Source organism: Sphingomonas sp. CFBP 13603 (genome assembly GCF_014892665.1).
Classification (GTDB): Bacteria; Pseudomonadota; Alphaproteobacteria; order Sphingomonadales; family Sphingomonadaceae; genus Sphingomonas.
This window is the reverse complement of sequence record NZ_JADBIA010000012.1, coordinates 45,677-69,140: the sequence shown is the minus strand read 5'-3', so window position 1 is coordinate 69,140 and position 23,464 is coordinate 45,677. Positions and strand designations below refer to the sequence as shown.

Sequence of the window (23,464 nt, the reverse complement as noted above, 5' to 3'; positions counted from 1 at the left end):
AAAGCTAAGGGCAGCCATAATGGTGAGCGCGAGCCCACCCCTAGCCCCTCCCGCTTGCGGGAGGGGGATGATGACGCGCCCGTACGCAAGTGCATCCTCTCGGGTGAGCGCGACGTACGGCCGCATCTCGTGCGACTCGCGTTATCGCCCGATGGCCAGATCCTTCCCGACGTTCGCGCCAAGGCTCCCGGCCGCGGCGCGTGGATCGGCGTGACTCGAGTCGAGCTCGAAGCCGCGATCAAGAAGGGCAAGCTCAAGGGCGCGCTCTCCCGCGCGTTCAAGACCGGCGAGTTCACCATCGATCCCGAGCTTCCCGCCAAGATCGAATCCGCGCTGGAGCGTAACGCGCTCGACCGGCTCGGGCTCGAATCGCGCTCCGGCACGGTGCTGATCGGCTCCGACCGGATCGAGCAGAACGCGCGCCAGGGCAAGCTGAAGGCGCTGTATCACGCGTCCGACGCGGCCGAGGACGGCAACCGCAAGCTCGATCAGGCGTGGCGCATCGGCAACGATGTCGAGGGCTCGGGTTTGCGGGGGTTGGCACTCCCGGTATCGCGCACCATATTGGCGTTGGCGCTGGGGCGGGAAAATGTGGTACACATTGGCCTGACCGACCGCGCTGCAGCGAAGCGGGTGAGCGAAGCGCTCGACCGTTGGCTGCATTTTATCGGCCCCGAACCTTCTTCCGTGTCTTGCGAAACGGCCTCGCAGGGCGCATCGGCGTCACCACAAAATGGGGCGCCACCGATACAACAGGCGTCCGGATCGACCGGAACACGCCCGGCCGTGGACATGACTGAGGAATTTGAGTGAGCGACACGGACAACGAGAAGCCGAAACTTGGCATGCGCGCACCTTTGGGTGTGAAGCGCACGGTCGAGACCGGCCAGGTGAAGCAGAGCTTCAGCCACGGCCGATCGAATACGGTGATCGTGGAAACCAAGCGCGCGCGCGTCCTGCGCCGTCCGGGCGAGCCCGACGTGCAGGTCGCGGATGCCGCACCGGTTGCCGCGCCCGCCCCGGCGGCTGCCCCCGCAGCCCCGGCACCGCAGGCGCGCGCGCCGCAGCCTGCGCCCGCCCCCGTGCGTCAGCAGCAGAGCAATCTGTCGCCGCAGGAGCGCCAGGCCAAGCTGCTCCGCGAGGCCGAAGAGCAGCGCATGAACACGCTGGAAGAAGGGCGTCGTCGCCAAGAGGCCGAGCGGGCCAAGGCAATCGAGGACGAGCGTAATCGCGTCGCCGATCGTGCGCGTGCCGAGGCTGAAGCCAAGGCGCCGAAGCCCGTCGAGGCCCCTGCGCATGCGCCGGCCCCTGTGGTCGAAGCGGCTCCCGCTCCGGTTGCGGCACCGACGCCAGCGCCTGCGCCGGCTCCGGTCGGAGCCCCCGTTGCTGCGGCTCCTGCCCCGGCACCGGTTGCCGCGGCACCAGCGCCTGCACCGAAGCCCGCGCCCGCTCCCGTAGTGGCTGCTCCTGCGCCGGCTCCCAAGCCTGCGCCAGCGCCTGTCGCTCCGCCGGCACCGCCGCCCATTCTCGAACTGACCCGCGATCCGGCGTTCCCGGCTCCGCGCCGGTTCTCGCCGGTCGCGCGTCCCGAGCGTCCTCCGCCGCCGCCAAAGCCTGTCGCAGCTCCCGCTGCCGCAGCGCCGACCACGGCTGCGAATGCCGGCACGACCGCGGCTCGCCCCGGTGCGACCGGCGTCAATGCTCCGGCCGGTGGCGTTCGTCGCGACGCAGTGCCGGCGCGTCCGCAGCAGCGTGACCGCAAGGGTGATGATCGTCGCACCTCGGGCAAGCTCACCGTCAACCGCGCGCTCGGCGATGGTGATGGTGCACGTGCTCGCTCGCTCGCTGCACTGAAGCGTGCGCGCGAGAAGGAGCGTCGCGGCACCGGTGGTCCGCGCGAGGCGCAGGCCAAGCAGATCCGCGACGTCGTCGTCCCAGAGGCGATCACGGTGCAGGAACTCGCCAATCGTATGGCCGAGAAGGGTGCCGACCTCGTCAAGGCGCTGTTCAAGATGGGCATGCCCGTCACGATGACGCAGACGATCGACCAGGACACCGCCGAGTTGCTCGTCACCGAGTTCGGCCACAACCTGACGCGCGTCAGCGATGTCGACCAGGATCTGGCCAACGACACGATCGACGATGCCGAGGAGACGCTGAAGCCACGCGCCCCGGTCGTCACGATCATGGGTCACGTCGATCACGGCAAGACGTCGCTGCTCGATGCCCTGCGCGGCACCGACGTGGTGCGCGGCGAAGCGGGTGGCATCACCCAGCATATCGGCGCCTACCAGGTCACGCTGAAAGACAAGTCGAAGATCACCTTCCTCGACACCCCGGGCCATGAGGCGTTCACGCAGATGCGTGCCCGTGGCGCGGACGTCACCGACATCGTCATCCTGGTGGTGGCGGCGGACGACGGCCTGATGCCGCAGACGGTGGAGGCGATCGCCCACACCAAGGCGGCGGGCGTGCCGATGATCGTCGCGATCAACAAGATCGACAAGGAAGGCGCCAATGCGCAGAAGGTGCGCGAGCGCCTGCTGAGCGAGGAGATCGTGGTCGAGGACATGGGCGGCGACGTCCAGGACGTCGAAGTCTCCGCGACCAAGAAGATCGGTCTCGATGCGTTGATCGAGAAGATCCAGCTCCAGGCCGAACTGCTCGAACTGCGCGCCAATCCGGATCGCGCCGCCGAGGGTACGGTGATCGAGGCCAAGCTCGACAAGGGCCGTGGTCCGGTCGCGACGATCCTGGTCAACCGCGGTACGTTGCGGGTCGGCGACATCTTCGTGGTCGGTGGCGAGAGCGGCAAGGTCCGTGCGCTGGTCGACGACAAGGGCAAGCAGATCAAGGAAGCCGGTCCGGCGATGCCGGTCGAGGTCCTCGGTCTGTCGGGTGTTCCGCAGGCGGGCGATCCGTTCCAGGTCGTCGAGAACGAGGCACGCGCCCGCGAAGTCGCGGAATATCGTCGCAGCGTGAAGACCGACAAGCGGACCGCATCGGTTCCAGCCAGCCTCGAGAGCATGTTCTCGGCGCTGAAGGAAAAGCAGGCGATCGAATATCCGCTGGTCGTGAAGGCGGATACGCAGGGCACGGTCGAGGCGATCGTCGGGGCGATCAACAAGATCTCCACCGACCTGATCAAGGCACGCGTGCTGAGCTCGGGCGTTGGTGGCATCACCGAGTCGGACGTCACGTTGGCGGCGGCATCGGGCGCACCGATCATCGGCTTCAACGTTCGTCCGAACGCCAAGGCACGCGAGATCGCCGAGCGCCAGAAGGTCGCGTTCAAATATTACGACGTGATCTACGACCTGATCGACGAGATCCGGGCGGGAATGGCTGGCGAACTTGGGCCGGAAGCGTTCGAGACGGTCGTCGGTCGTGCCGATATCCGCGAGGTCTTCTCGGCGGGCAAGCACGGCAAGGCGGCAGGTCTGCTCGTCACCGAGGGCAACATCCGCAAGGCGCTCAAGGCACGTATCACGCGCAACGACGTCATCATCTACCAGGGCGAGATCGCATCGCTGCGTCGCTTCAAGGATGATGTCGCCGAGGTCCGTGCGGGGCTGGAGTGCGGCGTGACGTTCACGTCGAACTTCGTCGACATCAAGGCCGGCGACGTCCTCGAGACGTTCGAAGTCGAGATGCGCGAACGCACTTTGTAACTACTAAAACCCTCTCCCCTGCGGGGAGAGGGTTGGGTGAGGGGCTGTCCCAGGCGCTGGCGTATGCGGCGCCCCTCACCCCCGCCCTCTCCCCGAGGGGGAGAGGGAGCTTAAGATGAAGACCGATACCCCAGAAGCAAAGGCCGTCCGCTCCTTGCGAGTCGGCGAACAGGCGCGTCATGCGCTGTCCGACATCCTAGCGCGCGGCGACGTCCACGATCCGGTGCTTGAAAAGCATCTCGTGACGATCACCGAAGTCCGCATGTCGCCAGATCTCCGCCACGCCACCGTCTTCGTGAAGCCGTTGCTCGGCAAGGACGAGGAGAAGGTACTGAAGGCGCTGCGAACGAACACCGCCTACCTTCAGCGCGAAGTCGCGAACCGGGTGCAGATGCGGTATGCCGCCAAGCTGAAATTCCTCGCAGACGAGAGCTTCGACGAGGGCACGCACATCGACCAGTTGTTGCGCGATCCGCACGTCGCGCGGGATCTGACCGAAGACTGATACTGGCCGCCGTTTAGTGCCCCAGTTGCAGCGAGTCAGGCGGGTGGCGGGTCGATTGCAATACCTCGCCCACCCCATCCGGTTCCCAGACCCCTCCCGCTCCTCGCGCCCCCGCCCCCCTTTCCGTTCGTGCTGAGTAGACACCGAGTAGCTTCGCAGAAGCGTATCGAGGGCTCGTATCGAAGCATAGGTTCCGCCTACCAACCTGTCCTTCGATACGCCGCTTCGACAAGCTCAGCAGCTACTCAGGACGAACGGGAATGGAAACGGGTCTGGACATCCGCCCGCCTTCCCGCTCTTTGCCCCCATGGCCAAGCTGTATTTCTACTACGCCTCCATGAACGCGGGGAAGTCGACGAACCTGTTGCAGGCGGACTTCAACTACCGCGAGCGGGGGATGCGGACGATGCTGTTCACGGCGGCGATCGACGACCGGTTCGCGGCGGGGACGATCACGTCGCGGATCGGGCTGGAGGCGCCGGCGATCGCGTTCGATGCGGGGACGGATATCGGGGCGTGCGTGGTTCGGCAGCACGGCGAGGACGCGATTTCTTGCGTGCTGGTGGATGAGGCGCAGTTCTTAACTTCGGCGCAGGTCGATCAGCTCGCGCATATCTGCGACGTGGTTGGCATTCCGGTACTGGCGTACGGGTTGCGGACCGACTTCCAGGGGGCGTTGTTTCCTGGCTCGGCGCGGTTGCTGGCGCTGGCGGACTCGCTAGTGGAGATCAAGTCGGTTTGCGGGTGCGGCCGCAAGGCTACGATGAACCTGCGGGTCGACGGGAGTGGCCGCGCGATTGCCGAGGGGCAGCAGACCGAGATTGGCGGGAACGACCGGTATGTCGCGCTGTGTCGGCGGCATTTTTGTGAGGCTTTGGGGTAGGCTCTTCCCCTCCCCGTCATCCTGACGAAAGTCAGGATCCAGAGTTACGAACCGTAGCGGACATGACTCTGGATCCTGACTTTCGTCAGGATGACGAAGTAGATGGGTGGCCGCTCCCGCCTCAATTAAATTCTAGGACTTACGCACATGCATGGCTGGATCATTCTCGACAAGCCGCTGGGGCTTGGCTCGACGCAGGGGGTGTCGGCGGTGAAGCGTGCGTTGCGCAATGGCGGGTATGGGAAGTTCAAGGTGGGGCACGGGGGTACGCTCGATCCGCTCGCTACCGGGGTTCTGCCGATCGCTGTCGGGGAGGCGACCAAGCTGGCCGGGCGGATGCTCGATAGCGACAAGATCTATGATTTTACGGTGATGTTCGGGGTTCAGACGGATACGCTGGATGCTGAGGGTGTGAGCATCGCTACCTCGGACGTTCGGCCTACTATGGCCGCAGTCGAGGCGGTACTGGCGCAGTTTACCGGGCCGATTTCTCAGGTGCCGCCGGCGTACTCCGCGCTGAAGGTGGATGGAGAGCGGGCTTATGATCTGGCTCGGGCTGGGCATGAGGTGGTGCTCGCGAGCCGGGATGTGACGATCCATTCGCTATCCTCCCCGGTACGGGGAGGGGGACCAGCGCAGCTGGTGGAGGGGGGCTTCCGCGAGCGTACCGTTGGTGGCGAGCCCCCCTCCACCCCCGTCCAAGCGGACGGCGGTCCCCCTCCCCGTGCCGGGGAGGAATTGCAGGATGCGCCCCTGCCCCACACTCCCCTTGAGGAGGTCACGCTTACCGCGCATGTGTCGAAGGGCACCTACATCCGCTCCCTCGCCCGCGACATCGCGATCGCCCTCGGCACCGTCGGCCACGTCACCATGCTCCGCCGGACCAAAGCCGGTCCCTTCGACCTCAGCGCAGCGATATCGCTGGACAAACTGGACGAACTCGCTAAGGCCTCCGCGCTTGAAGATGTACTTCTGCCCTTGAGGGTGGCGCTGGACGACATCCCGGCTCTCTCCCTCACCCCCGACCAGGCAGGGGCGCTCCGACAGGGGCGTATCTTGGCCGGGATCGCCGCAGACGATGGCCAATACTTCGCCGAACTGGACGCTGTCCCGGTCGCGCTGGTCGAGGTCGAGGACGGAGACGTCCGGGTCGTTCGCGGTTTCAATCTGTGATGTCGAGGACATGAATTCATGACGATTACCGCTGAACGCAAGACCGAGCTCGTCAAGGAGCATTCGCGCGCCGAGGGTGACACCGGTTCGCCGGAAGTCCAGGTCGCGATCCTGACCGAGCGCATCAAGAACCTGACCGAGCATTTCAAGGGCCACAAGAAGGACAACCACTCGCGTCGTGGTCTTCTCATGATGGTCAACAAGCGCCGGACGCTGCTGGATTATCTCCGTCACAAGGACGGCCAGCGCTATCTGGATCTGATCGCGAAGCTCGGTCTCCGCAAGTAACACGAACGGCTCCCCTCGGGGGGCCGTTTTCGTATATAGGGTTTTGATTCCGCGCATTTCGCGCGGAGGCAAACGCCAGGACACAATTCGGTGGACTGGCAAGGAGCGACAACTCGCTCCACACCGCCGCGGGCCGGCTAAGCCCGCACATAGGCCCCAAACGCATCTGGCGTTTGGAGTGAAGGAAAAAGAATGTTCGATACCAAGACCGTAAGCGCCCAGTGGGGCGGCAAGACGCTGACGCTCGAGACCGGCCGCGTTGCGCGCCAGGCCAACGGCGCAGTGCTCGCCACCCTCGGCGAGACCGTCGTTCTGTGCGCCGTGACGGCTGCACGGACCGTCAAGGAAGGGCAGGATTTCTTCCCGCTCACCGTCCATTACCAGGAGAAGTTCTCCGCGAGCGGCCGCATCCCCGGCGGCTTCTTCAAGCGTGAGCGCGGCGCAACCGAGAAGGAGACGCTGACCAGCCGTCTCATCGATCGCCCGATCCGTCCCCTCTTCCCAGAGGGTTTCTACAACGAGATCAACGTGATCTGCCAGGTTCTGTCGTATGACGGCGAGAACGAGCCGGACGTCCTCGCGATGGTCGCGGCCTCCGCAGCCCTGACGATCTCGGGCGTACCGTTTATGGGCCCGATCGGCGCGGCACGCGTCGGCTATGTCGATGGCGCGTACATCCTCAACCCGACTCTCGAGGAAGCCAAGGCTGGCGATCTCGACCTCGTCGTCGCCGCCACCGGCCAGGCCGTGATGATGGTCGAATCGGAAGCCAAGGAGCTTTCGGAAGAGATCATGCTCGGCGCCGTGCAGTTTGCTCACAAGGCGTGCCGCGAAGCCGCCAACCTGATCATCGATCTGGCCGAGAAGGCTGCCAAGGATCCTTGGGAAATGGCCGAGCAGGCTGATCTCTCGACTGCCAAGGACAAGCTGAAGAAGCTGATCGGCAAGGACATCGCGGCTGCCTACAAGGTGACCGACAAGTCCAAGCGGTCTGACCTGCTCAACGCGGCTCGTGCAAAGGGCAAGACGGCGTTCGCCGATGCCTCGCCGCAGGACCAGATGGCTGCCGGCAAGCTGATGAAGAAGCTGGAGGCGGAGATCGTCCGCGGCGCCATCCTCAAGGACGGCACCCGCATCGACGGCCGCACCACCACGCAGATCCGTCCGATCGAGGCGATGGTCCACTTCCTGCCACGTACGCATGGCTCGGCGCTGTTCACGCGCGGTGAGACGCAGTCGATCTGCACCACCACGCTCGGTACGCGCGATGCGGAGCAGATGATCGATGGTCTGAACGGCCTCAGCTACGAAAACTTCATGCTGCACTACAACTTCCCTCCCTATTCGGTTGGTGAAGTCGGTCGCTTCGGTGCGCCGGGTCGTCGCGAAGTCGGTCACGGCAAGCTCGCATGGCGCGCGCTGCACCCGGTGCTGCCGACCAAGGAAGAGTTCCCGTACACGATCCGCGTTCTCAGCGACATCACCGAGAGCAACGGTTCGTCGTCGATGGCGACGGTCTGCGGCGGTTCGCTGAGCATGATGGATGCGGGCGTTCCGCTGAAGCGTCCGGTGTCGGGCATCGCGATGGGCCTGATCCTCGAGGGCAAGAACTTCGCGGTTCTGTCGGACATCCTCGGCGACGAGGATCACCTCGGCGACATGGACTTCAAGGTTGCGGGCACGTCCGAGGGCATCACCACGATGCAGATGGACATCAAGATCGCCGGCATCACCGAAGAGATCATGGGCAAGGCGCTGGCGCAGGCCAAGGAAGGCCGTGCGCACATCCTGGGCGAGATGGCCAAGGCGCTCGATCACACCCGTGAGGAACTCAGCGCCCACGCACCACGCATCGAGAGCTTCCAGATCGACAAGTCGAAGATCCGTGAAGTCATCGGCACCGGCGGCAAGGTGATCCGCGAGATCGTCGCGCAGACCGGCGCCAAGGTCGACATCGACGACGAGGGCGTGATCAAGGTGTCGTCGTCCGACCCCGCGCAGATCGAAGCCGCGATCAAGTGGATCAAGGGCCTCGTCGAGGAAGCCGAAGTCGGCAAGGTCTATGACGGCAAGGTCGTCAACCTGGTCGATTTCGGGGCGTTCGTGAACTTCATGGGTGGCAAGGACGGTCTCGTCCACGTGTCCGAAATCAAGAACGAGCGCGTCGAGAAGGTCTCGGACGCCCTAACCGAAGGCCAGGAGGTCAAGGTCAAGGTTCTCGAGATCGACCCGCGCGGCAAGGTACGCCTGTCGATGCGTGTCGTCGACCAGACGACCGGCGAAGAGCTTGAGGACACGCGTCCTGCACGTGAGCCACGCGAGGGTGGCGATCGTGGTCCGCGCGGTCCGCGTCGTGATGGCGATGGCGGCCGTGATGCTGGTGGCAACGGCGGTGGTCGTGGCCCGCGCGGCGAAGGCGGCGGCGGCGATCGTGGCTCGCGTGGCCCGCGTCGTGACGGCGACGGTGGCCGTGATGCAGGCGGCAACGGCGGTGGCCGTGGCCCGCGTCGTGACGGCGGCGGAAACGGCGGCGGCGAGCGTGCCGCACGCACCGACGGCGACAAGGCTCCCGAGTTCGCGCCGGCGTTCCTGACCGGCGATCGCGACTAAGCCTTTGCCGCCTAACGGCAAATGATCGAGGGGCTCGGGAAACCGGGCCCCTTTCTCATGTCGGGCTCTCCCTGCCGCTTTGTTTGACCCACACGGCGGAAAACCCGGAACGGAGCGCCATGCCGAAGGTTCAAACCGGTATGACCGCTAATTCCAAGTCCGTAGTTCTCGTCGTAGACGACGACGCTCTCGTCCGGGTTCACTCCAACCTCGCGCTGGAAGATGCCGGCTACGAAGTCGTCGAGGCCAGCAATGCGGCCGACGCGCTGGTCAAGCTCGAAGAGCGCCCGGATATTGCCGCCCTGTTCACCGACGTCCGCATGCCGGGAGCTCTGAACGGCATCGACCTTGCCAATGCGGTGCATGCCCGACGTCCCGATATCGCGATCGTCGTCACGTCGGGGGTCGATAACGGCACGACCGACGCGCTGCCCAAAGCCGCGAGATTCGTACAAAAACCCTATACCGGTGCGCAACTGAGCAAGCTTCTACAGCTTTGAGCGACCGCCATGACGAAGATTATACCGGCATTTGACATCGACTACTCCCAGCACTCCTTGTTAATCTCAAGTATTGCCGATCCTTATTATTAGGATCATCATCCGCCTCTTGAGCATCGACTCGCAGGGGCGGCCTAATGGCATCGGTGAATATTACACGGCCGACGCAGCGGAATATGGTCGCGAGCGAGCGCCGCTTCTTCCTCGGCATGGCGATGGTGATCGCCGTCACGGTGATCTTCGGCTTCACGCTGAATGCCGCTCGGATGAATTGGACGTTTCTCGAACTGCCCGGCCAAGTTCATTTGCATGCCGCCGCATTCCTGGCGTGGATCATCCTCTATGTCGTGCAGAACTGGCTGATCGTCCGGGGATCGATCACCCGACACCGCCGGCTGGGCCTGCTCGGCGCCGTTATCGCAGCGTCGATGGTCGTGCTGGGCATCGTCACCACCGTCGCAGCGATCCAGCAGCACCGCGTACCGCCGTTCTTCCCACCGGGTATTTTCCTCGTGCTCGACGTCCTGGGGGTGATCGGGTTCGGCATCCTGACGGCTTGGGCGATTGTGCTGCGGAAACACGCGGCGTGGCACAAGCGCCTGATGCTGTGCGGGACGATTCTGGTCATGTCGCCGGCGCTCGGGCGGATCCTGCCGATGCCGCTGCTTGGCCAGTTCGCGCCGCTCGCGGTGTTCGCGTCGATGGCGGTGTTCGTCATCGCAGGCATGATCTTCGACCTGCGCCTACGCGGGAAGATACATCCGGCCTATTATTGGGGTGGCGGCGTGCTGGTCTTGACCAACGTTCTGGTCGGCCCGCTCGGCTTCAGCCCGCCGGTGCTGCGACTGGTCGAGCGCCTTGCCGCGTGATCGGGGCTGCATGATCGGCGCCAATATTGGGTTAGTGGGGAGCTTCTGTTGCTCGGTGCCCCCCGTACCGCTGGTGTCCACTTCTGTTGCCCGGTGTGGCCCGAACCGCGCTTTCGTCCGTATAACCTAGGTCGTTAGACCGTCAGTTATGCGGCAATTGCGAGTGCTTCGTTATCGTTGGCACTTGTGTATGGGCCGTTGCGGTGGTCCCATTCCGAGCGAAACATAGCGTCGTTGAACACACGTCGATCCTAGTTCGACCCCGTCATCGTCCCCCTCTCGCGAAGAGGGCGGTGGTGGAGTCGCCGGGTACTGCCCCCGGGTCCGCTGTGTCTATGACACGCCACGGTTTATCGCCATAGCCGCCAAGAGAAGATTCCCCCGACGGCAACACCGATATAGGGGGGCTGCATCGATCTGAAAAGCCCGGCCAAATGAAAAGACTGGTGCCGTGGCAGCGCCCTCCCCGGATAAATCGCTAACGGGTTAGCACACAGCGTGCCAAACCGCCTTCCGCTCGCCACAAAGCGCGTGCATAGCAACCTGCATTATGTTGACGCAGCGCTCCCGCTACGCGCTCCGCGCGATGATCTTCCTTGGCGGCGCCCCCGCCGGTGGCCCTCCCATCCCGATGACCCGCATCGCCGCTGAGGCGAACGTGCCGCGCAAATTCCTCGAGCTGATCCTCGCCGACCTGCGCGAGTCCGGCCTGTTGCACAGCCATCGCGGCAAGATGGGCGGCTACCGCCTGTCGCGGCCGAGCCATCTGATTTCGCTGGGTGAGATCATCCGGATCATCGAGGGGCCGCTGGCGCTGGTGCCGTGCGTGAGCCGGACCGCATACCGGCCGTGCCTCGACTGCAAGAGCGAGGCGGATTGTGCGATCCGCTTTGCGATGATGCGCGTGCGCGACGAGACCGCGCGGATTCTGGACGGCACCAGCTTGGCGGATGCGAACGCCGAGGAACTGGTAGCGGCGTAACCCTATCCTTCTCCCCTCGGGGAGAAGGTGGCGCGGCAGCGTCGGATGAGGGGGAGTTGGGATCCCGTCCCGAGCCTCACGCCCCTCACCCTTCCGTCGCCCAAGGCTCCTCCCTCCCTCTCCCCAGCGGGGAGAGGGACAGGTACGTCACCCCCGCGCCTTCAACTCGTCGCGGATCTCGCGAAGCAGCGCGATCTCGACCGGCTCAGGCGCAGGTGCGACGACAACCGCCTCTTCCTCGCGCTTCAACCGCGCCGTCTCGCGCTCGATCAACGCCGCCGTCCGGTTCACCACGCGCAGGATCATGAAGATGATACCCGCGACGATCACGAAATTGACCAGCTGCGTTGCGAACGCGCCATAGCCGAGCAGCGGCACGCCCGCCTTCTTCAACGCCGCGTAATCGCTGAGCGAGCCTGCGTAGTTCGCCGGCACCGGCCCCATCCGCCAGAAATAGCTCGAGAAATCGAGCCCGCCGAAGATCTTGCCGATCACCGGCATCAGCACGTCGTCGGTCAGCGACGTGACGATCTTCCCGAACGCCGCGCCGATGATCACCGCGATGGCGAGATCGAGCACGTTGCCGCGCATGATGAACGCCTTGAATTCCTTGAGCATCTACGCCCCCTCTGTTGCCCCACCGACGCTAACCATCGATTTCGGTTTCGCCAACCCTGCGGACTGTCCTATGAGGGTGACACAGGTATTCAGGAGAGCCCCGATGTCACGTGCCCCAATCGCCCGCGGTACCGCCGCGATCCTCCTCGCATCGGCGCTGGCCGGATGCGGGATCAACAGCATTCCGACCGCGGAAGAGACTGCCAAGGCACGCTGGGCCGACGTCCAGAACAATTATCAACGCCGCGCCGACCTAATCCCCAACCTCGTCGCGACCGTGAAGGCCGCGGGGGCGCAGGAGAAGGACATCCTCGTCCAGGTGACGCAGGCGCGCTCCGCCGCGAACTCGGTGCAGGTATCGGCCGCCGATCTCTCCGATCCGGCGAAGATGGAGCAGTATCAGCGCGTCCAGGGTGCGGTCGGCGTATCGCTCCAGCGCTTGCAGGAGGCGTATCCCGAGCTGAAGAGCCAGGGCAACTACGCCACGCTGATGAGCCAGCTCGAAGGCACCGAGAACCGCATCACGATCGCACGACGCGATTACAACGGCGCGGTGCAGGCGTATAACACCAAGATCCGCACCTTCCCCGACGCGGTCGGCGCGAAGATCTTCTATGGCGCCAAGCCAATTGTGCCATTCGCCGCGACCACGCCGGGTGCCGAGACCGCGCCGACGGTGAACTTCGGCAACGCGAGCTGATCGGGGGCCCTATGCTCCGCCACCTCCTGACGCTCGCGTTCGCGGTGTTGCTGGGAAGCAATGCTGCTACCGCGCAGACGCTTCCCAAGTTCACCGGCTTCGTCGTCGATGCGGCGAACGTCATCCCGCCCGATCAGGAAGCGGCGCTGACCAAGCGGCTCGACGACCTGCAAAAGTCGACCGGCAACCAGCTGGTGGTCGCGACGGTGCCCGATCTCGAAGGCTATCCGATCGAAGATTACGGCAATAGCCTGCTGCGGAGCTGGGGCGTCGGGCTGAAGGATGCGAACAACGGCGCGATCCTGCTGGTCGCACCGAACGACCGGAAGGTGCGGATCGAGGTCGGGTATGGGCTCGAGCCGGTGCTGACCGACGCGTTCTCCAGCGTCGTCATCAACCAGCAGATCCTGCCGCGTTTCAAGGCGGGCGACATCCCCGGCGGCATCGTCGCGGGGACGAACGCGGTGGCGGACCAGCTCGCGCTGCCCGATGCGGAGGCGCGCGCGAAGGTTACGGCTGCGGCGGCGGAGTACGACAAGACGCATCGTCGTTCGAACTCAGGCGGCGGCGGCGTGCCGGTCGGGCTGATCTTCTTTGGCATCGTCCTGGCGGCAATCGTCATTCCGATGATCTCGCGCCGCGCGGGCGGGAAGCATTACGTCGATGGCGGCAGCCGGGGCGGTGGCAGTGGGGCCTTGCCGATCGTGTTGTGGAGCATCGCCGACGCGATGACTCGTGGCGGCGGTAATGGCGGCGGCGGAAGCTGGGGCGGCGGCGGCGGCGATAGCGGCGGCGGCTGGGGCGGCGGTGGTTTTGGCGGCGGCGGCGGTGGATCCGGCGGCGGCGGCGGCGCATCGGGGGGATGGTGACATGCGATTGAGCGACACCGACCATGATCGCGTCACGGCGGCGGTCACCCAGACGGAGACCGCGACGACCGGCGAGATCGTCACGATCGTCGCGCGCCAGTCGGATGCCTATCACGACGTGTCGATGCACTGGGGCGTGCTGGCGATGCTGCTGACGCTGGCGTTGCTCGCGTATCACCCGGTCGCGGCGGACCATATCTACGCGTTGGTCGATCCCTGGCAGGCGGCACCGCAGGGTGCGCTGTACGTGGTCGCGCTCGTGCTGGTGACTTTGGTGTTCCTGGCCGTGCGGCTGGTGCTGGCGTGGACACCAGCGCGGCTTGCGCTGACCCCGGGTGCGACCAAGGCGCGGCGCGTGCGGCGGCGGGCTCTGATCCTGTTCCGTGCGGGTGCCGAGAAGCGGACCAAAGGCTCGACCGGCGTGCTGCTGTACCTGTCGCTCGCCGAGCACCGCGCGGAGATCATCGCCGACGACGCGATCCACTCGCGCGTGCCGAACGAAACCTGGGGGGCGGCGATGGCCGCCGTGCTCGCCGGCGTCCGCGACGATCGCCCCGCCGACGGCATGGCGGACGCAGTCGCGCAGATCGGCGCGGTGCTGGCCGAGCATTTCCCGCGGACCGGTGCGCCGGTGAACGAACTTCCGGACAGGCTGATCGAACTATGAGCAAGACCGTATGGGCCGGGAAATTCTTGACCGTGCAGACCGAAGGCACGTGGGAATTCGCGGCGCGCCAGGGCGAGATCGCGGCGGCGGTGATCGTCGCGATCGACGACGGCGACGTGATCCTGGTGGAGCAGTTCCGCGTGCCGCTAGGCCGCGCTTGTCTCGAACTGCCGGCCGGGTTGGTCGGTGACGAAACCGCGGGCGAGAGCGTCGCGGTAGCGGCCGGCCGCGAGCTGGAGGAAGAGACCGGATACCGCGCGAAGGCAATCGAGGACCTCGGGGTGTTCTATTCGTCGCCCGGGATGACGTCGGAATGCTTCACGCTGGTCCGCGCGACCGGGCTGACGAAGGTGAGCGATGGCGGCGGCGATGGTGACGAGAACATCACCGTGCACCGGGTGCCGCTGGCGGACGTGCCGGCGTTCGTGGCCGAGAAGCGGGCGGCTGGCGTGGCGATCGATACGAAGATGCTGCTGATCCTGGCAGGATCGATTCTCTAACCAAGACTTGTTTCCCTGCGAAGGCGGGGACCCAGACTGGGCTCCCGCCTTCGCGGGAGAACAAGTTAATGGGACGCCCCCTCGGCTTACTTGAAATTGTCCGCGTAGCTCTGCAGCTTCAGCGTCTTCTGCGGCGCCGGGACGACGGTGTAGCCGAAGCCCTCGCGTTCGCAGTGCGCGATCGCCGCTTCGGCTGTCGGGAACAGCAGGCGCAGTTGATCGCGGGTGTCGCCGCTGCCGGCCCAGCCGGTGAGCGGGTCGGGGCGCTTGGGCTCCGAGGGTTCGAATTCGAGCTGCCAGGCGTCGGTCCGGTGCTTGCCGGACTGCATGGCGTTCTTGGGGCGCTGGAAGATACGGGCGGTTGGCATGAGCCCCCCTTATCGCGAACCGGCGGCCCTTGCATCCGCCTTTTTCGTGCGCAGCGTGGCGGACGCCGCGGCGGGGTCGTCGGGCCACGGATGCTTGGGGTAGCGCCCGCGCATTTCCTTCGCCACCGCGGTCCAGCTGCCTGCCCAGAAACCGGGCAGGTCGCGCGTTGTCTGGATCGGACGGCCGGCGGGCGATGTGAGGCTCAGCACCAGCGGTACGCGGGCCTCGCCGATCACCGGGTGGACCGCGAGGCCGAACAAGGCTTGCACGCGGAGTTCGACCCGGGGGCCACCTTCCGCGGCGTAGTCGATCGCGTGAGTGCTGCCGGCGGGGCTGGTAAAATCCGGCGGGGCCAGGCGGTTGATCGTCTGCATCGCGTCCCAGCCGAGCAGGTTGCGCAGCGCTTCGGCAAGCGCGCCGGGGGCGATCGCGTCGAGTCGGCGTTTGCCGGTCAGGAGCGGGGCTAGCCATTCGTCGGCGCGGTCGAGAAGGGTCGCGTCGTCGAGCGGTACGCCGGCATAGGCGGCACGGTCGCGCAGCGCTTGCGCGCCGTCGCTCCACGGTAGCAGCACGAGGCCGTGCTCGCGGACGCCGTCGATGAGCGCGGTAAGGATCGCGTCGGGGTCGGCGCCGCTGTCGGGACCGCTCGACAAACGGATCGCCCCGAGGCGGCGTTCGCGGAGGGCCTGAATGCCGCCCGTCGCCAGGTCGAACGTCACGGTGCGGCGGGATTCGATGCGATCGGCGAAGAGGGTCTCGACGGTCGCCTGCTCGATCGCCACGGCCGAGAGAACGCGCGCGCCGGCAGCCGAGCCCTGCGTGTCGGCGACGGCGAGCCATTCGGAGCGGGCGAGCGGCGAGGTCGGGTCGAGCTTGAACCCGCGGCCGCCGACCGAGGCCCAGGTTTCGCCGGACGCGTCTCGCCGTCGCGCGACGCGATCAGGGAAGCCGAGCGCGACACACACTTCTGCTCCCCCGCCCGCTTGCGGGAGGGGGTTGGGGGGTGGGCGCCCGGTTTCGACGTCGCGCGACGAGGATGGCGCGAGCCCACCCCCCAGCCCCCTCCCGCAGGCGGGCGGGGGAGCAAGTTTCGCCCAGCGATCGGCCATCGCTCTTGCGGCCTGTGCCTTTGAACCGCGTTCGGTTTTCCAGCGGCGGAGGCGGGTTTCCAGGTCGACGTCTTGGCCGCCGATGCCGCGCTCGCCGAGCAGAACGGCGATTTGCGCCGCTACATTTGCCAACCCGCGCTCCCCCGCTCGTAGGAGCATGTGCGCCAGTCTCGGCGGCATCGGCAGCTTGGCAATCGCGCGGCCGTGCGAGGTCGGCCGGCCGTCCTCGATCGCCTCTAGCGTCGTCAGCCGCGCCATCGCCTCGTCGATCGCCGCTGCGGGAGGCGGATCGATCCAGCGCAAGTCGCGCGGGTCGCCGACACCCCATAACGCGCAAGCGAGAACCAGCGCGGACAAGTCCGCTTCGAGAATTTCGGGGGGATCGTAGCGCGGGAGGCCGGCGGTCGCCGCTTCCTCCCACAGGCGATACGCTATGCCCGGCCCTAGCCGCGCGGCACGACCGGCGCGTTGCGTGACCGCGGCCTGGCTCGCGCGCTCGGTGACCAGGCGCGTCATGCCGGCGGCGCGGTCGTAGCGTGGGCGTCTCGCGAGCCCGGAATCGACGACGATGCGGATGCCGTCGAGCGTCAGGCTGGTCTCGGCGATGCTGGTGGCGAGCACGACTTTGCGCCGACCATCCGGCTCGGGGAGGATCGCGGCGCGCTGGGCCGCGGGGTCGAGGCTGCCGTGAAGTTCGTGCAGGACGATGTCGTCGGGCAAATTGGCGAGGCGGTCGGCGGTCCGTTCGATCTCCGCGACGCCAGGGAGGAACGCGAGCACGCCGCCCTCCGCTTCGCCGAGTGCGCGGCGGATGGCGCTAGCGACCGAGTCCTCGATGCGTAGTTCGGCTTGGCGACCGATGTGGCGAAGGGTCAGGGGATAGCTCCGGCCTTCGCTTTCGATGACGGGGGCGCCGTCCATCAACGCAGCAAACCGCGCGCCATCGAGCGTTGCAGACATCGCGACGATGCGGAGGTCGGGGCGAAAGCCGGCTTGGACGTCGAGCGCCAGCGCAAGGCCGAAATCGCCGTCAAGGCTGCGTTCGTGGACTTCGTCGAACAGCACCGCGCAGACGCCGGCGAGTTCGGGATCGGCCTGAATGCGGGCGACGAAGATGCCCTCCGTGATGACCGTCACGCGAGTGGCGGCGGAGCGCTTGCTGTCCATGCGGGTGGCGTAGCCGAAGGTCTGGCCGACGGGTTCGCCCGCGGTGAAGGCCATGCGTTCGGCGGCAGCGCGCGCGGCGAGGCGGCGTGGGGACAGGAGGAGGATCTCGCCGGTGCACCAGGGTTCGGTGAGGAGGGCCGGCGCTACTGCGGTGGTCTTTCCGGCGCCTGGGGGGGCGACGAGGACCGCGGAAGTGCGGTCGCGTAAGGTTGCGAGCAGGTCGGGCAGTACGGCTAGGATCGGGAGCGGCGGCGGGGTCATGCGCGCCTGCTGCCACAGTAGCGGGGTTGGCGACAGGTTTTGCTTGGACGGTCCTTGGGAGGGTGCGAGTTCAAACCAACGATTGCGCGCTTTCGATTCCCCCCGCCAGGGGGAGGATCGTTCGAGCTCACGGACGTCGATGGCTTACCTACCCGCCAACAGCACCGCCCCGGCGAAGGCCGGGGTCCAATTGGGAAACGGCGGTGAAGGCCGTTGCGCTCCGTTATTGCCACCTCTCCAATTGGGCCCCGGCCTCCGCCGGGGTGGTGCGCATATCCGGACGGGCCGGGCACCAGACGAGTTGATCGCTGCCGAACACGTTGCGACAGCTGCCCCCGCCCCTATCCCACCGAAGGCTGGCAAGCGCCCGCGAACCTGCTAGACGCTGCGCCAGTAATCATGGCGTCCGATCCCTCCCCCACCTCGACGACGGCGACAGGCCGCACTTCCGACCGGCTGCGCGGCAGGGTCTCGCGCGCGTGGGCGAGTCGGTGGACCAAGGCGGCGCTGGTGCTGGTCGTGCTCGGCTTCGTCGCGATCTTCGCGTTCTGGTTCGCGGTCATGCGCGACCTCCCCTCCGTGGATACGCTGCGCACCTACGAGCCGCCGCTGCCGACCAACGTCCGCGGGATCGATGGCGCGCCTATCCATTCCTATGCGCGCGAGCGGCGCGTCGAACTGAGCTACGCCGAATATCCGCCGCTGCTCGTGAAGGCGTTCCTCGCCGCCGAGGACAAGTCGTTCTTCGAGCATCACGGCGTCGATTATCCCGGCCTCGCCGGCGCGGTGTACGATTATGCGACCAAGCTCGGCACCGGCAAGCGCGCCAAGGGCGGCTCGACGATCACGCAGCAGGTCGCCAAGAACCTGTTGATCGGCAACGCCTATTCGCCGTCGCGCAAACTGCGCGAGGCGGTGCTGGCGTACAAGATCGAGGATACGCTGACCAAGGAGCAGATCCTCGAGCTGTATCTCAACCAGATCGCGCTCGGCCGGAACGCGTTCGGCGTCGAGGCCGCGAGCCATGCGTATTTCGACAAGGAGCTCGACCAGCTCGATCTCGCGCAGATGGCGTATCTCGCGATCCTGCCCAAGGGTCCGTCGAACTACGATCCGGTGCGCAACACCGAGCGCGCGATGATCCGGCGCAACTATGTGCTCAACCGGATGCTCGACAACGGGTTCATCACGCGCGCGCAGCATGATCAGGCCAATGCCGAGCCGCTCGGCGCGGTGATGCGCCGCACGCCGAAATTCGAGAGCGTCGGCGGCTATTTCGTCGAGGAAGTCCGTCGCCAGCTGATGGCGAAGTTCGGCGAGAACGCGAAGGACGGCCCGTACAGCGTCTATTCGGGCGGGCTGTGGGTGCGGACCTCGTTCGACGCGAAGTTGCAGGATCTCGCGCAGCAGGCCTTGCGCGATGGTCTGGTGCGGTTCGACAGCGGGCGCGGCTGGAACGGTCCCATCCGTCATGTCGAGATCGAGGACGACAACTGGCTCCAGCCGTTGCTCAACAGCAATATCGCGCTCGATTACCGCGATTGGGTCGCGGCGATCGTGACGGGCAAAGACGGCAATGCCTGGAGCCTGGGCTTCCGCACCGGCAAGACCGGCACGCTGCCGCGCTATGCCGCGCAGATGCCGGTACGCGGCAAGGGCGGCAACGCGTTCGGCGCGATCAAGACGGGCGATATCATCGCGGTAGCGCCCGACGGCGGAGAGTTCTCGCTGCGGGCGATCCCCAAGGTCTCAGGCGCGTTCGTCGTCGAGGAGCCGGCGTCGGGCCGCGTGCTGGCGATGCAGGGCGGCTTCGACGACCGGTTGCAGGCGTTCAACCGCGCCACGCAGGCGATGCGCCAGCCGGGTTCGACGATCAAGCCGATCGTCTATTCTGCGGCACTCGACAACGGCATGACCCCCGCGTCGATCATCGTCGACGGGCCGTTCTGCGTCTATCAGGGCGCGCGGCTCGGGCAGAAATGCTTCCGCAACTTCGGCAATTCTCGCGGGTCCGGCCCGCACACGATGCGCTGGGGTATCGAGCAGTCGCGCAACCTGATGACCGTGCGCGCCGCTGCGCAGACCGGCATGCCCAAGGTCGTCGCGACGATCAAGAAGATGGGCGTCGGCGATTACGCGCCCTATCTCTCCTACGCGCTCGGCGCCGGCGAGACGACCGTCGGGCGGATGGTCAACGCGTATTCGATCCTCGCCAACAACGGCAAGGGCGGCCCGCCGTCGCTGATCGACTTCGTCCAGGATCGTCACGGCAAGGTGATCTGGCCGGAGAACTGGCGGCCCTGCGATCGCTGCAATGCGCCCGACTGGGACGGCAAGCCGATGCCGCGGCCGATTACGCGCCAGCGCCAGGTGCTCGATGCGATGACCGCGTACCAGATGGTCCACATCACCGAAGGCGTCGTCCAGCGCGGCACTGCCGTGACGTTGCGCGATCTCGACCGGCCGATGTTCGGCAAGACCGGCACCAACAACGGCCCGACCGACGTGTGGTTCGTCGGGGGCACGCCGCAGTTCGTCGGCGGGCTGTATATCGGCTTCGACACGCCCAAGAATCTCGGTGGCGCGGCACAGGGCGGTACGCTCGCCGCGCCGATCTTCAAGCAGTTCGCGGTGAAGGCGTATGAGGATCTACCCAAGCTGCCGTTCCGTGCCCCCGCCGGGATCCGCATGGTGCGTATCGATCGCGGTAGCGGCCGGCCGGTCTACGGCACCTGGCCCGACACCAGCGATCCCAAGCCCGCAGTGATCTGGGAAGCGTTCAAGCCCGAGAGCGAACCGCGCCGTGCGGCGCGACGCTCGGATGCCGCCCCTACGGCTGCCACGACGACGACCGCGGTCAAGAAGGCCGAAGCCCCGCGCGACAGCGATTTCTTGCAAAGACAAGGCGGAATCTACTAGCGCGCTTATATAGACGTCATCCTGGCGCCCCCCGGAGACCCGCCCCGCTCGCTTGGGACGGCGATCCCGGCCTCCGCTGGGACGACGAAATTTCCCCGGCCTCCGTCGGGGCGGCGGAATTTTTGGAGAATATCATGCGCGCCGAAGCGCAGGCTCACGTAGACACCATCAACGACGCGCTGGCGCTGCTGCGCCGCTTCCTCGACTGGGACCGCGCGCTGCGTCGTCTCGACGAGCTGAACGCGCGCGTCGAGGATCAGGCGCTCTGGTCCGATCCCAAGGCCGCGCAGGAGGTGATGCGCGAGCGTCGTCGTCTCGACGAGGCGATCAGCGCGACGCGCGCGATCCAGAGCGAACTGTCGGACACCGCCGAGCTGATCGAGATGGCCGAGGCCGAGGGCGATACCGAGATGGAGGCGGACGGCGTTGCGTCGCTCGCCGAACTCGCCGCGCGTGCCGACAAGGACAAGATCAAGGCGCTGCTGGCGGGCGAAGCCGATGCCAACGACACCTATATCGAGGTCAACGCCGGCGCCGGCGGGACCGAGAGCCAGGACTGGGCGGGCATGCTCAGCCGGATGTATTCGCGCTGGGGCGAGCGCCACGGGCTGAAGGTCGAACTGGTCGATCAGCATTCGGGCGAGCAGGCCGGGATCAAGTCCGCCACGCTGCTGCTCAAGGGCGAGAACGCGTACGGCTATGCCAAGACCGAGAGCGGCGTGCACCGGCTGGTCCGGATCAGCCCGTACGACTCGGCGGCGCGGCGGCACACCTCGTTCGCCAGCGTCTGGGTGTATCCGGTCGTCGACGACAATATCGAGGTCGAATACAACGAGAGCGACCTGCGCATCGACACATACCGCGCGTCGGGCGCCGGCGGCCAGCACATCAACACGACCGATTCGGCGGTGCGTATCACGCACATCCCGACCGGCATCGTCGTGCAGTGCCAGAACCAGCGTTCACAGCACAAGAACAAGGCCGAGGCGTACAACCAGCTTCGCGCGCGTCTGTACGAGCGCGAACTGGCGATCCGCGAGACTGCGGCGAATGCCGAGAACGCCGGCAAGACCGACATCGGCTGGGGTCACCAGATCCGCAGCTACGTGCTCCAGCCGTATCAGATGGTGAAGGATCTGCGCACCGGCGTAGTATCGACCAGCCCGTCGGACGTGCTCGACGGCGACCTCGAGATGTTCATGGCGGCGGCGCTGTCGCAGCGCGTGACCGGCGAGGCCGTGGAGGTGGAGGACGTCGATTGACGCTCAAGGGTGCCCTTGCCCTGATGGTCCTGCCGATGCTCGTGCTGGGCGCCTGCGACGGCAGCAAGCCGCTGATCAAGCGCGAGCCCAAGGAGCCGGTATTTCCCGCCGCCGACCGTCCGGTCGCGTCGATCGTCTCGACGCGCTGGTCGAACGAGGAAGCGCGCGACCGACTGAACGAAGCCGGCGAGGTCATGAACAAGGGCGAGATCCGCAAGGGCATGACGGTCGCGGACATCGGCGCGGGCGAGGGATACTACACGATCCGCCTCGCCGCGCGCGTCGGTAAGGACGGCCGCGTGCTCGCCGAGGACATCATCCCGGCGGTGCGCGACCAGCTCGCGGAACGCGTCGCGCGCGAGGATCTGGTGAACGTCAGCGTGAAGCTGGGCGAGGCGAACGATCCCAAGCTGCCCGAGGCGAGCTTCGACCGGGTGCTGATGGTGCACATGTATCACGAGATCGAGCAGCCCTACGAGTTCCTGTGGCGGCTGCGGCCGTCGCTGAAGCCCGACGGGCTGGTGGTGGTGGTCGATGCGAACCGCCCGACGCAGAACCACGGCACGCCGCCGGCGCTGTTGAAGTGCGAGTTCGCGGCGGTGGGGTATACGCAGATCGATACCGACGACATGCCCTCGGCGGGAGGCTACATCGCGACGTTCCGCGCGACCGGGCCGCGGCCGGCGCCGGAAGCGATCCGGGCGTGTCGGTTGGGGTGAATTTGGGTTCCGAGTTGTAACCGATCCAGATGCCCCACCCCGGCGGAGGCCGGGGCCCAATTGGAAAGGTCGCAGTAACGACGAACTGTGCGTAGTTGGCAACGCCCCCCAATTGGGCCCCGGCCTTCGCCGGGGTGGTGGAATTGGGGACAAGCGCTCCTCACACCACGCCATTCCCGCAGACTTTTGAATCCGTCGCCCGCAATCCGACGGCAGCCCACGCTTCCTTGTTCTCCCGCGAAGGCGGGAGCCCAGTCTGGGTCCCCGCCTTCGCGGGGAAACAAACTTTTGTGTCGTCAACTGGGAGACGCCCCCATCCCGCTGATGCCAGCCTCAGTTCGGTCGGGATCGATGCGACAAGTCAGACGATCCCCATCGCTCGCAAACTCGTCAGCTCGTCCCCCGCGATCACCAGATGATCGAGCAACACCACCTCCAACGTCCGCAACCCAGCCGACAGCGCCCGCGTGAACGCCACATCGCGCTCGCTCGGCGTCGCATCCCCGCTCGGGTGGTTATGCGCGATGATCACCCCGTGAGCACCGAACGCCAGCGCATCCACCGCGATTGTCCGGATCGAGATCGCAACCTGATCCCGCCCGCCGATGACGTGCCGCATCCCGAGAAGCCTCCGTTTCGGATCAAGATACGCCACCGCGACCGTCTCGACCGTGGCATCACGCAGCTCAGCGAACAGCGCCCGCGCCGCAGCGAGGTCGGCGATACGACACGAAGGCTCGAACGGCGGCGGCACATACCCGCCTGCCCCGCGCCGCCAACGACCGCACGCGCAACTACATCCGCTTGAGCCCCCGCCCCCGCG

21 protein-coding genes and 1 other RNA gene are annotated in these 23,464 nt (G+C 66.3%); 17 read left to right on the top strand and 5 right to left on the bottom strand.

Annotation, left to right across the window (positions count from 1 at the left end; all coding sequences use genetic code 11):
* Nucleotides 1–54: 54 nt before the first annotated feature.
* The 9 genes from IFR23_RS16650 to IFR23_RS16610 all read left to right on the top strand — a co-directional run bounded on the left by IFR23_RS16650 (nt 55) and on the right by IFR23_RS16610 (nt 10,499).
* Entirely contained in the window at nt 55–813 is a 759-nt protein-coding gene (locus tag IFR23_RS16650; protein WP_244655746.1) for a DUF448 domain-containing protein, read from the top strand.
* The gene (gene infB / locus IFR23_RS16645; protein WP_192976856.1) at nt 810–3,671 is read left to right on the top strand and encodes a translation initiation factor IF-2; all 2,862 of its coding nucleotides are present in this window, start codon (nt 810–812) and stop codon (nt 3,669–3,671) included. The genes IFR23_RS16650 and infB overlap by 4 nt, the downstream gene beginning before the upstream one ends.
* A gap of 115 nt (nt 3,672–3,786) precedes the next feature.
* A complete protein-coding gene (gene rbfA / locus IFR23_RS16640) occupies nt 3,787–4,176 on the top strand; it encodes a 30S ribosome-binding factor RbfA (protein ID WP_056051571.1) in 390 nt (129 codons plus the stop codon).
* 307 nt (nt 4,177–4,483) lie between these two features.
* Complete coding sequence (locus IFR23_RS16635; protein ID WP_056051578.1) at nt 4,484–5,059, top strand: thymidine kinase; 576 nt, start codon at nt 4,484–4,486, stop codon at nt 5,057–5,059.
* 147 nt (nt 5,060–5,206) lie between these two features.
* Nucleotides 5,207–6,232: a tRNA pseudouridine(55) synthase TruB gene (gene truB, locus IFR23_RS16630; protein WP_192976855.1), complete on the top strand. Its 1,026-nt coding sequence runs from the start codon at nt 5,207–5,209 to the stop codon at nt 6,230–6,232.
* A gap of 18 nt (nt 6,233–6,250) precedes the next feature.
* The gene (gene rpsO / locus IFR23_RS16625; protein ID WP_055881152.1) at nt 6,251–6,520 is read left to right on the top strand and encodes a 30S ribosomal protein S15; all 270 of its coding nucleotides are present in this window, start codon (nt 6,251–6,253) and stop codon (nt 6,518–6,520) included.
* Between the two features lie 192 nt (nt 6,521–6,712).
* A complete protein-coding gene (pnp, locus tag IFR23_RS16620) occupies nt 6,713–9,130 on the top strand; it encodes a polyribonucleotide nucleotidyltransferase (RefSeq protein WP_192976854.1) in 2,418 nt (805 codons plus the stop codon).
* A 119-nt stretch (nt 9,131–9,249) separates the two neighbouring features.
* Nucleotides 9,250–9,630: a response regulator gene (locus IFR23_RS16615; RefSeq protein ID WP_192976853.1), complete on the top strand. Its 381-nt coding sequence runs from the start codon at nt 9,250–9,252 to the stop codon at nt 9,628–9,630.
* Between the two features lie 137 nt (nt 9,631–9,767).
* Nucleotides 9,768–10,499: a hypothetical protein gene (locus tag IFR23_RS16610; RefSeq protein WP_192976852.1), complete on the top strand. Its 732-nt coding sequence runs from the start codon at nt 9,768–9,770 to the stop codon at nt 10,497–10,499.
* A 72-nt stretch (nt 10,500–10,571) separates the two neighbouring features.
* Here IFR23_RS16610 and ssrA read toward each other — a convergent pair.
* Nucleotides 10,572–10,927: a transfer-messenger RNA gene (gene ssrA, locus IFR23_RS16605) on the bottom strand.
* A gap of 122 nt (nt 10,928–11,049) precedes the next feature.
* On the opposite strand from ssrA, the gene IFR23_RS16600 reads away from it, so the two are divergent.
* The gene (locus tag IFR23_RS16600; RefSeq protein ID WP_107954747.1) at nt 11,050–11,481 is read left to right on the top strand and encodes an RrF2 family transcriptional regulator; all 432 of its coding nucleotides are present in this window, start codon (nt 11,050–11,052) and stop codon (nt 11,479–11,481) included.
* A gap of 147 nt (nt 11,482–11,628) precedes the next feature.
* Here IFR23_RS16600 and mscL read toward each other — a convergent pair whose 3' ends face one another.
* Complete coding sequence (mscL, locus tag IFR23_RS16595; RefSeq protein ID WP_056065888.1) at nt 11,629–12,099, bottom strand: large conductance mechanosensitive channel protein MscL; 471 nt, start codon at nt 12,097–12,099, stop codon at nt 11,629–11,631.
* A gap of 103 nt (nt 12,100–12,202) precedes the next feature.
* Here mscL and IFR23_RS16590 point away from each other — a divergent pair, with 103 nt between their 5' ends.
* The 4 genes from IFR23_RS16590 to IFR23_RS16575 are packed head-to-tail and all read left to right on the top strand — an operon-like array spanning nt 12,203 to nt 14,835.
* Complete coding sequence (locus IFR23_RS16590) at nt 12,203–12,799, top strand: LemA family protein (protein WP_192976851.1); 597 nt, start codon at nt 12,203–12,205, stop codon at nt 12,797–12,799.
* Nucleotides 12,800–12,810: 11 nt separating this feature from the next.
* A complete protein-coding gene (locus IFR23_RS16585) occupies nt 12,811–13,668 on the top strand; it encodes a TPM domain-containing protein (protein ID WP_192976850.1) in 858 nt (285 codons plus the stop codon).
* 1 nt (nt 13,669) lies between these two features.
* Entirely contained in the window at nt 13,670–14,335 is a 666-nt protein-coding gene (locus IFR23_RS16580; protein ID WP_192976849.1) for a TPM domain-containing protein, read from the top strand.
* The gene (locus IFR23_RS16575) at nt 14,332–14,835 is read left to right on the top strand and encodes an NUDIX hydrolase (RefSeq protein ID WP_192976848.1); all 504 of its coding nucleotides are present in this window, start codon (nt 14,332–14,334) and stop codon (nt 14,833–14,835) included. Before IFR23_RS16580 ends, IFR23_RS16575 begins: the two co-directional genes overlap by 4 nt.
* 86 nt (nt 14,836–14,921) lie before the next feature.
* Here the strand turns inward: IFR23_RS16575 and IFR23_RS16570 are convergent, their stop codons facing one another.
* Both IFR23_RS16570 and hrpB read right to left on the bottom strand, forming a co-directional pair.
* Nucleotides 14,922–15,203: an ETC complex I subunit gene (locus tag IFR23_RS16570; RefSeq protein WP_056051595.1), complete on the bottom strand. Its 282-nt coding sequence runs from the start codon at nt 15,201–15,203 to the stop codon at nt 14,922–14,924.
* A gap of 9 nt (nt 15,204–15,212) precedes the next feature.
* A complete protein-coding gene (hrpB, locus tag IFR23_RS16565) occupies nt 15,213–17,741 on the bottom strand; it encodes an ATP-dependent helicase HrpB (protein WP_192976847.1) in 2,529 nt (842 codons plus the stop codon).
* Between the two features lie 399 nt (nt 17,742–18,140).
* Between hrpB and IFR23_RS16560 the strand changes: the two genes are divergently transcribed.
* From IFR23_RS16560 to IFR23_RS16550, 3 genes are all read left to right on the top strand, one after another.
* Entirely contained in the window at nt 18,141–20,660 is a 2,520-nt protein-coding gene (locus IFR23_RS16560; RefSeq protein WP_192976846.1) for a penicillin-binding protein 1A, read from the top strand.
* 134 nt (nt 20,661–20,794) lie between these two features.
* Complete coding sequence (gene prfB / locus IFR23_RS16555) at nt 20,795–21,922, top strand: peptide chain release factor 2 (RefSeq protein ID WP_056051599.1); 1,128 nt, start codon at nt 20,795–20,797, stop codon at nt 21,920–21,922.
* A gap of 23 nt (nt 21,923–21,945) precedes the next feature.
* Complete coding sequence (locus tag IFR23_RS16550; protein WP_192976892.1) at nt 21,946–22,641, top strand: class I SAM-dependent methyltransferase; 696 nt, start codon at nt 21,946–21,948, stop codon at nt 22,639–22,641.
* A 361-nt stretch (nt 22,642–23,002) separates the two neighbouring features.
* On the opposite strand, the gene IFR23_RS16545 is transcribed toward IFR23_RS16550, so the two are convergent.
* Nucleotides 23,003–23,395, bottom strand: a complete 393-nt coding sequence (locus IFR23_RS16545) for a JAB domain-containing protein (RefSeq protein ID WP_192976845.1) — start codon at nt 23,393–23,395, stop codon at nt 23,003–23,005.
* Nucleotides 23,396–23,464 lie beyond the last annotated feature (69 nt).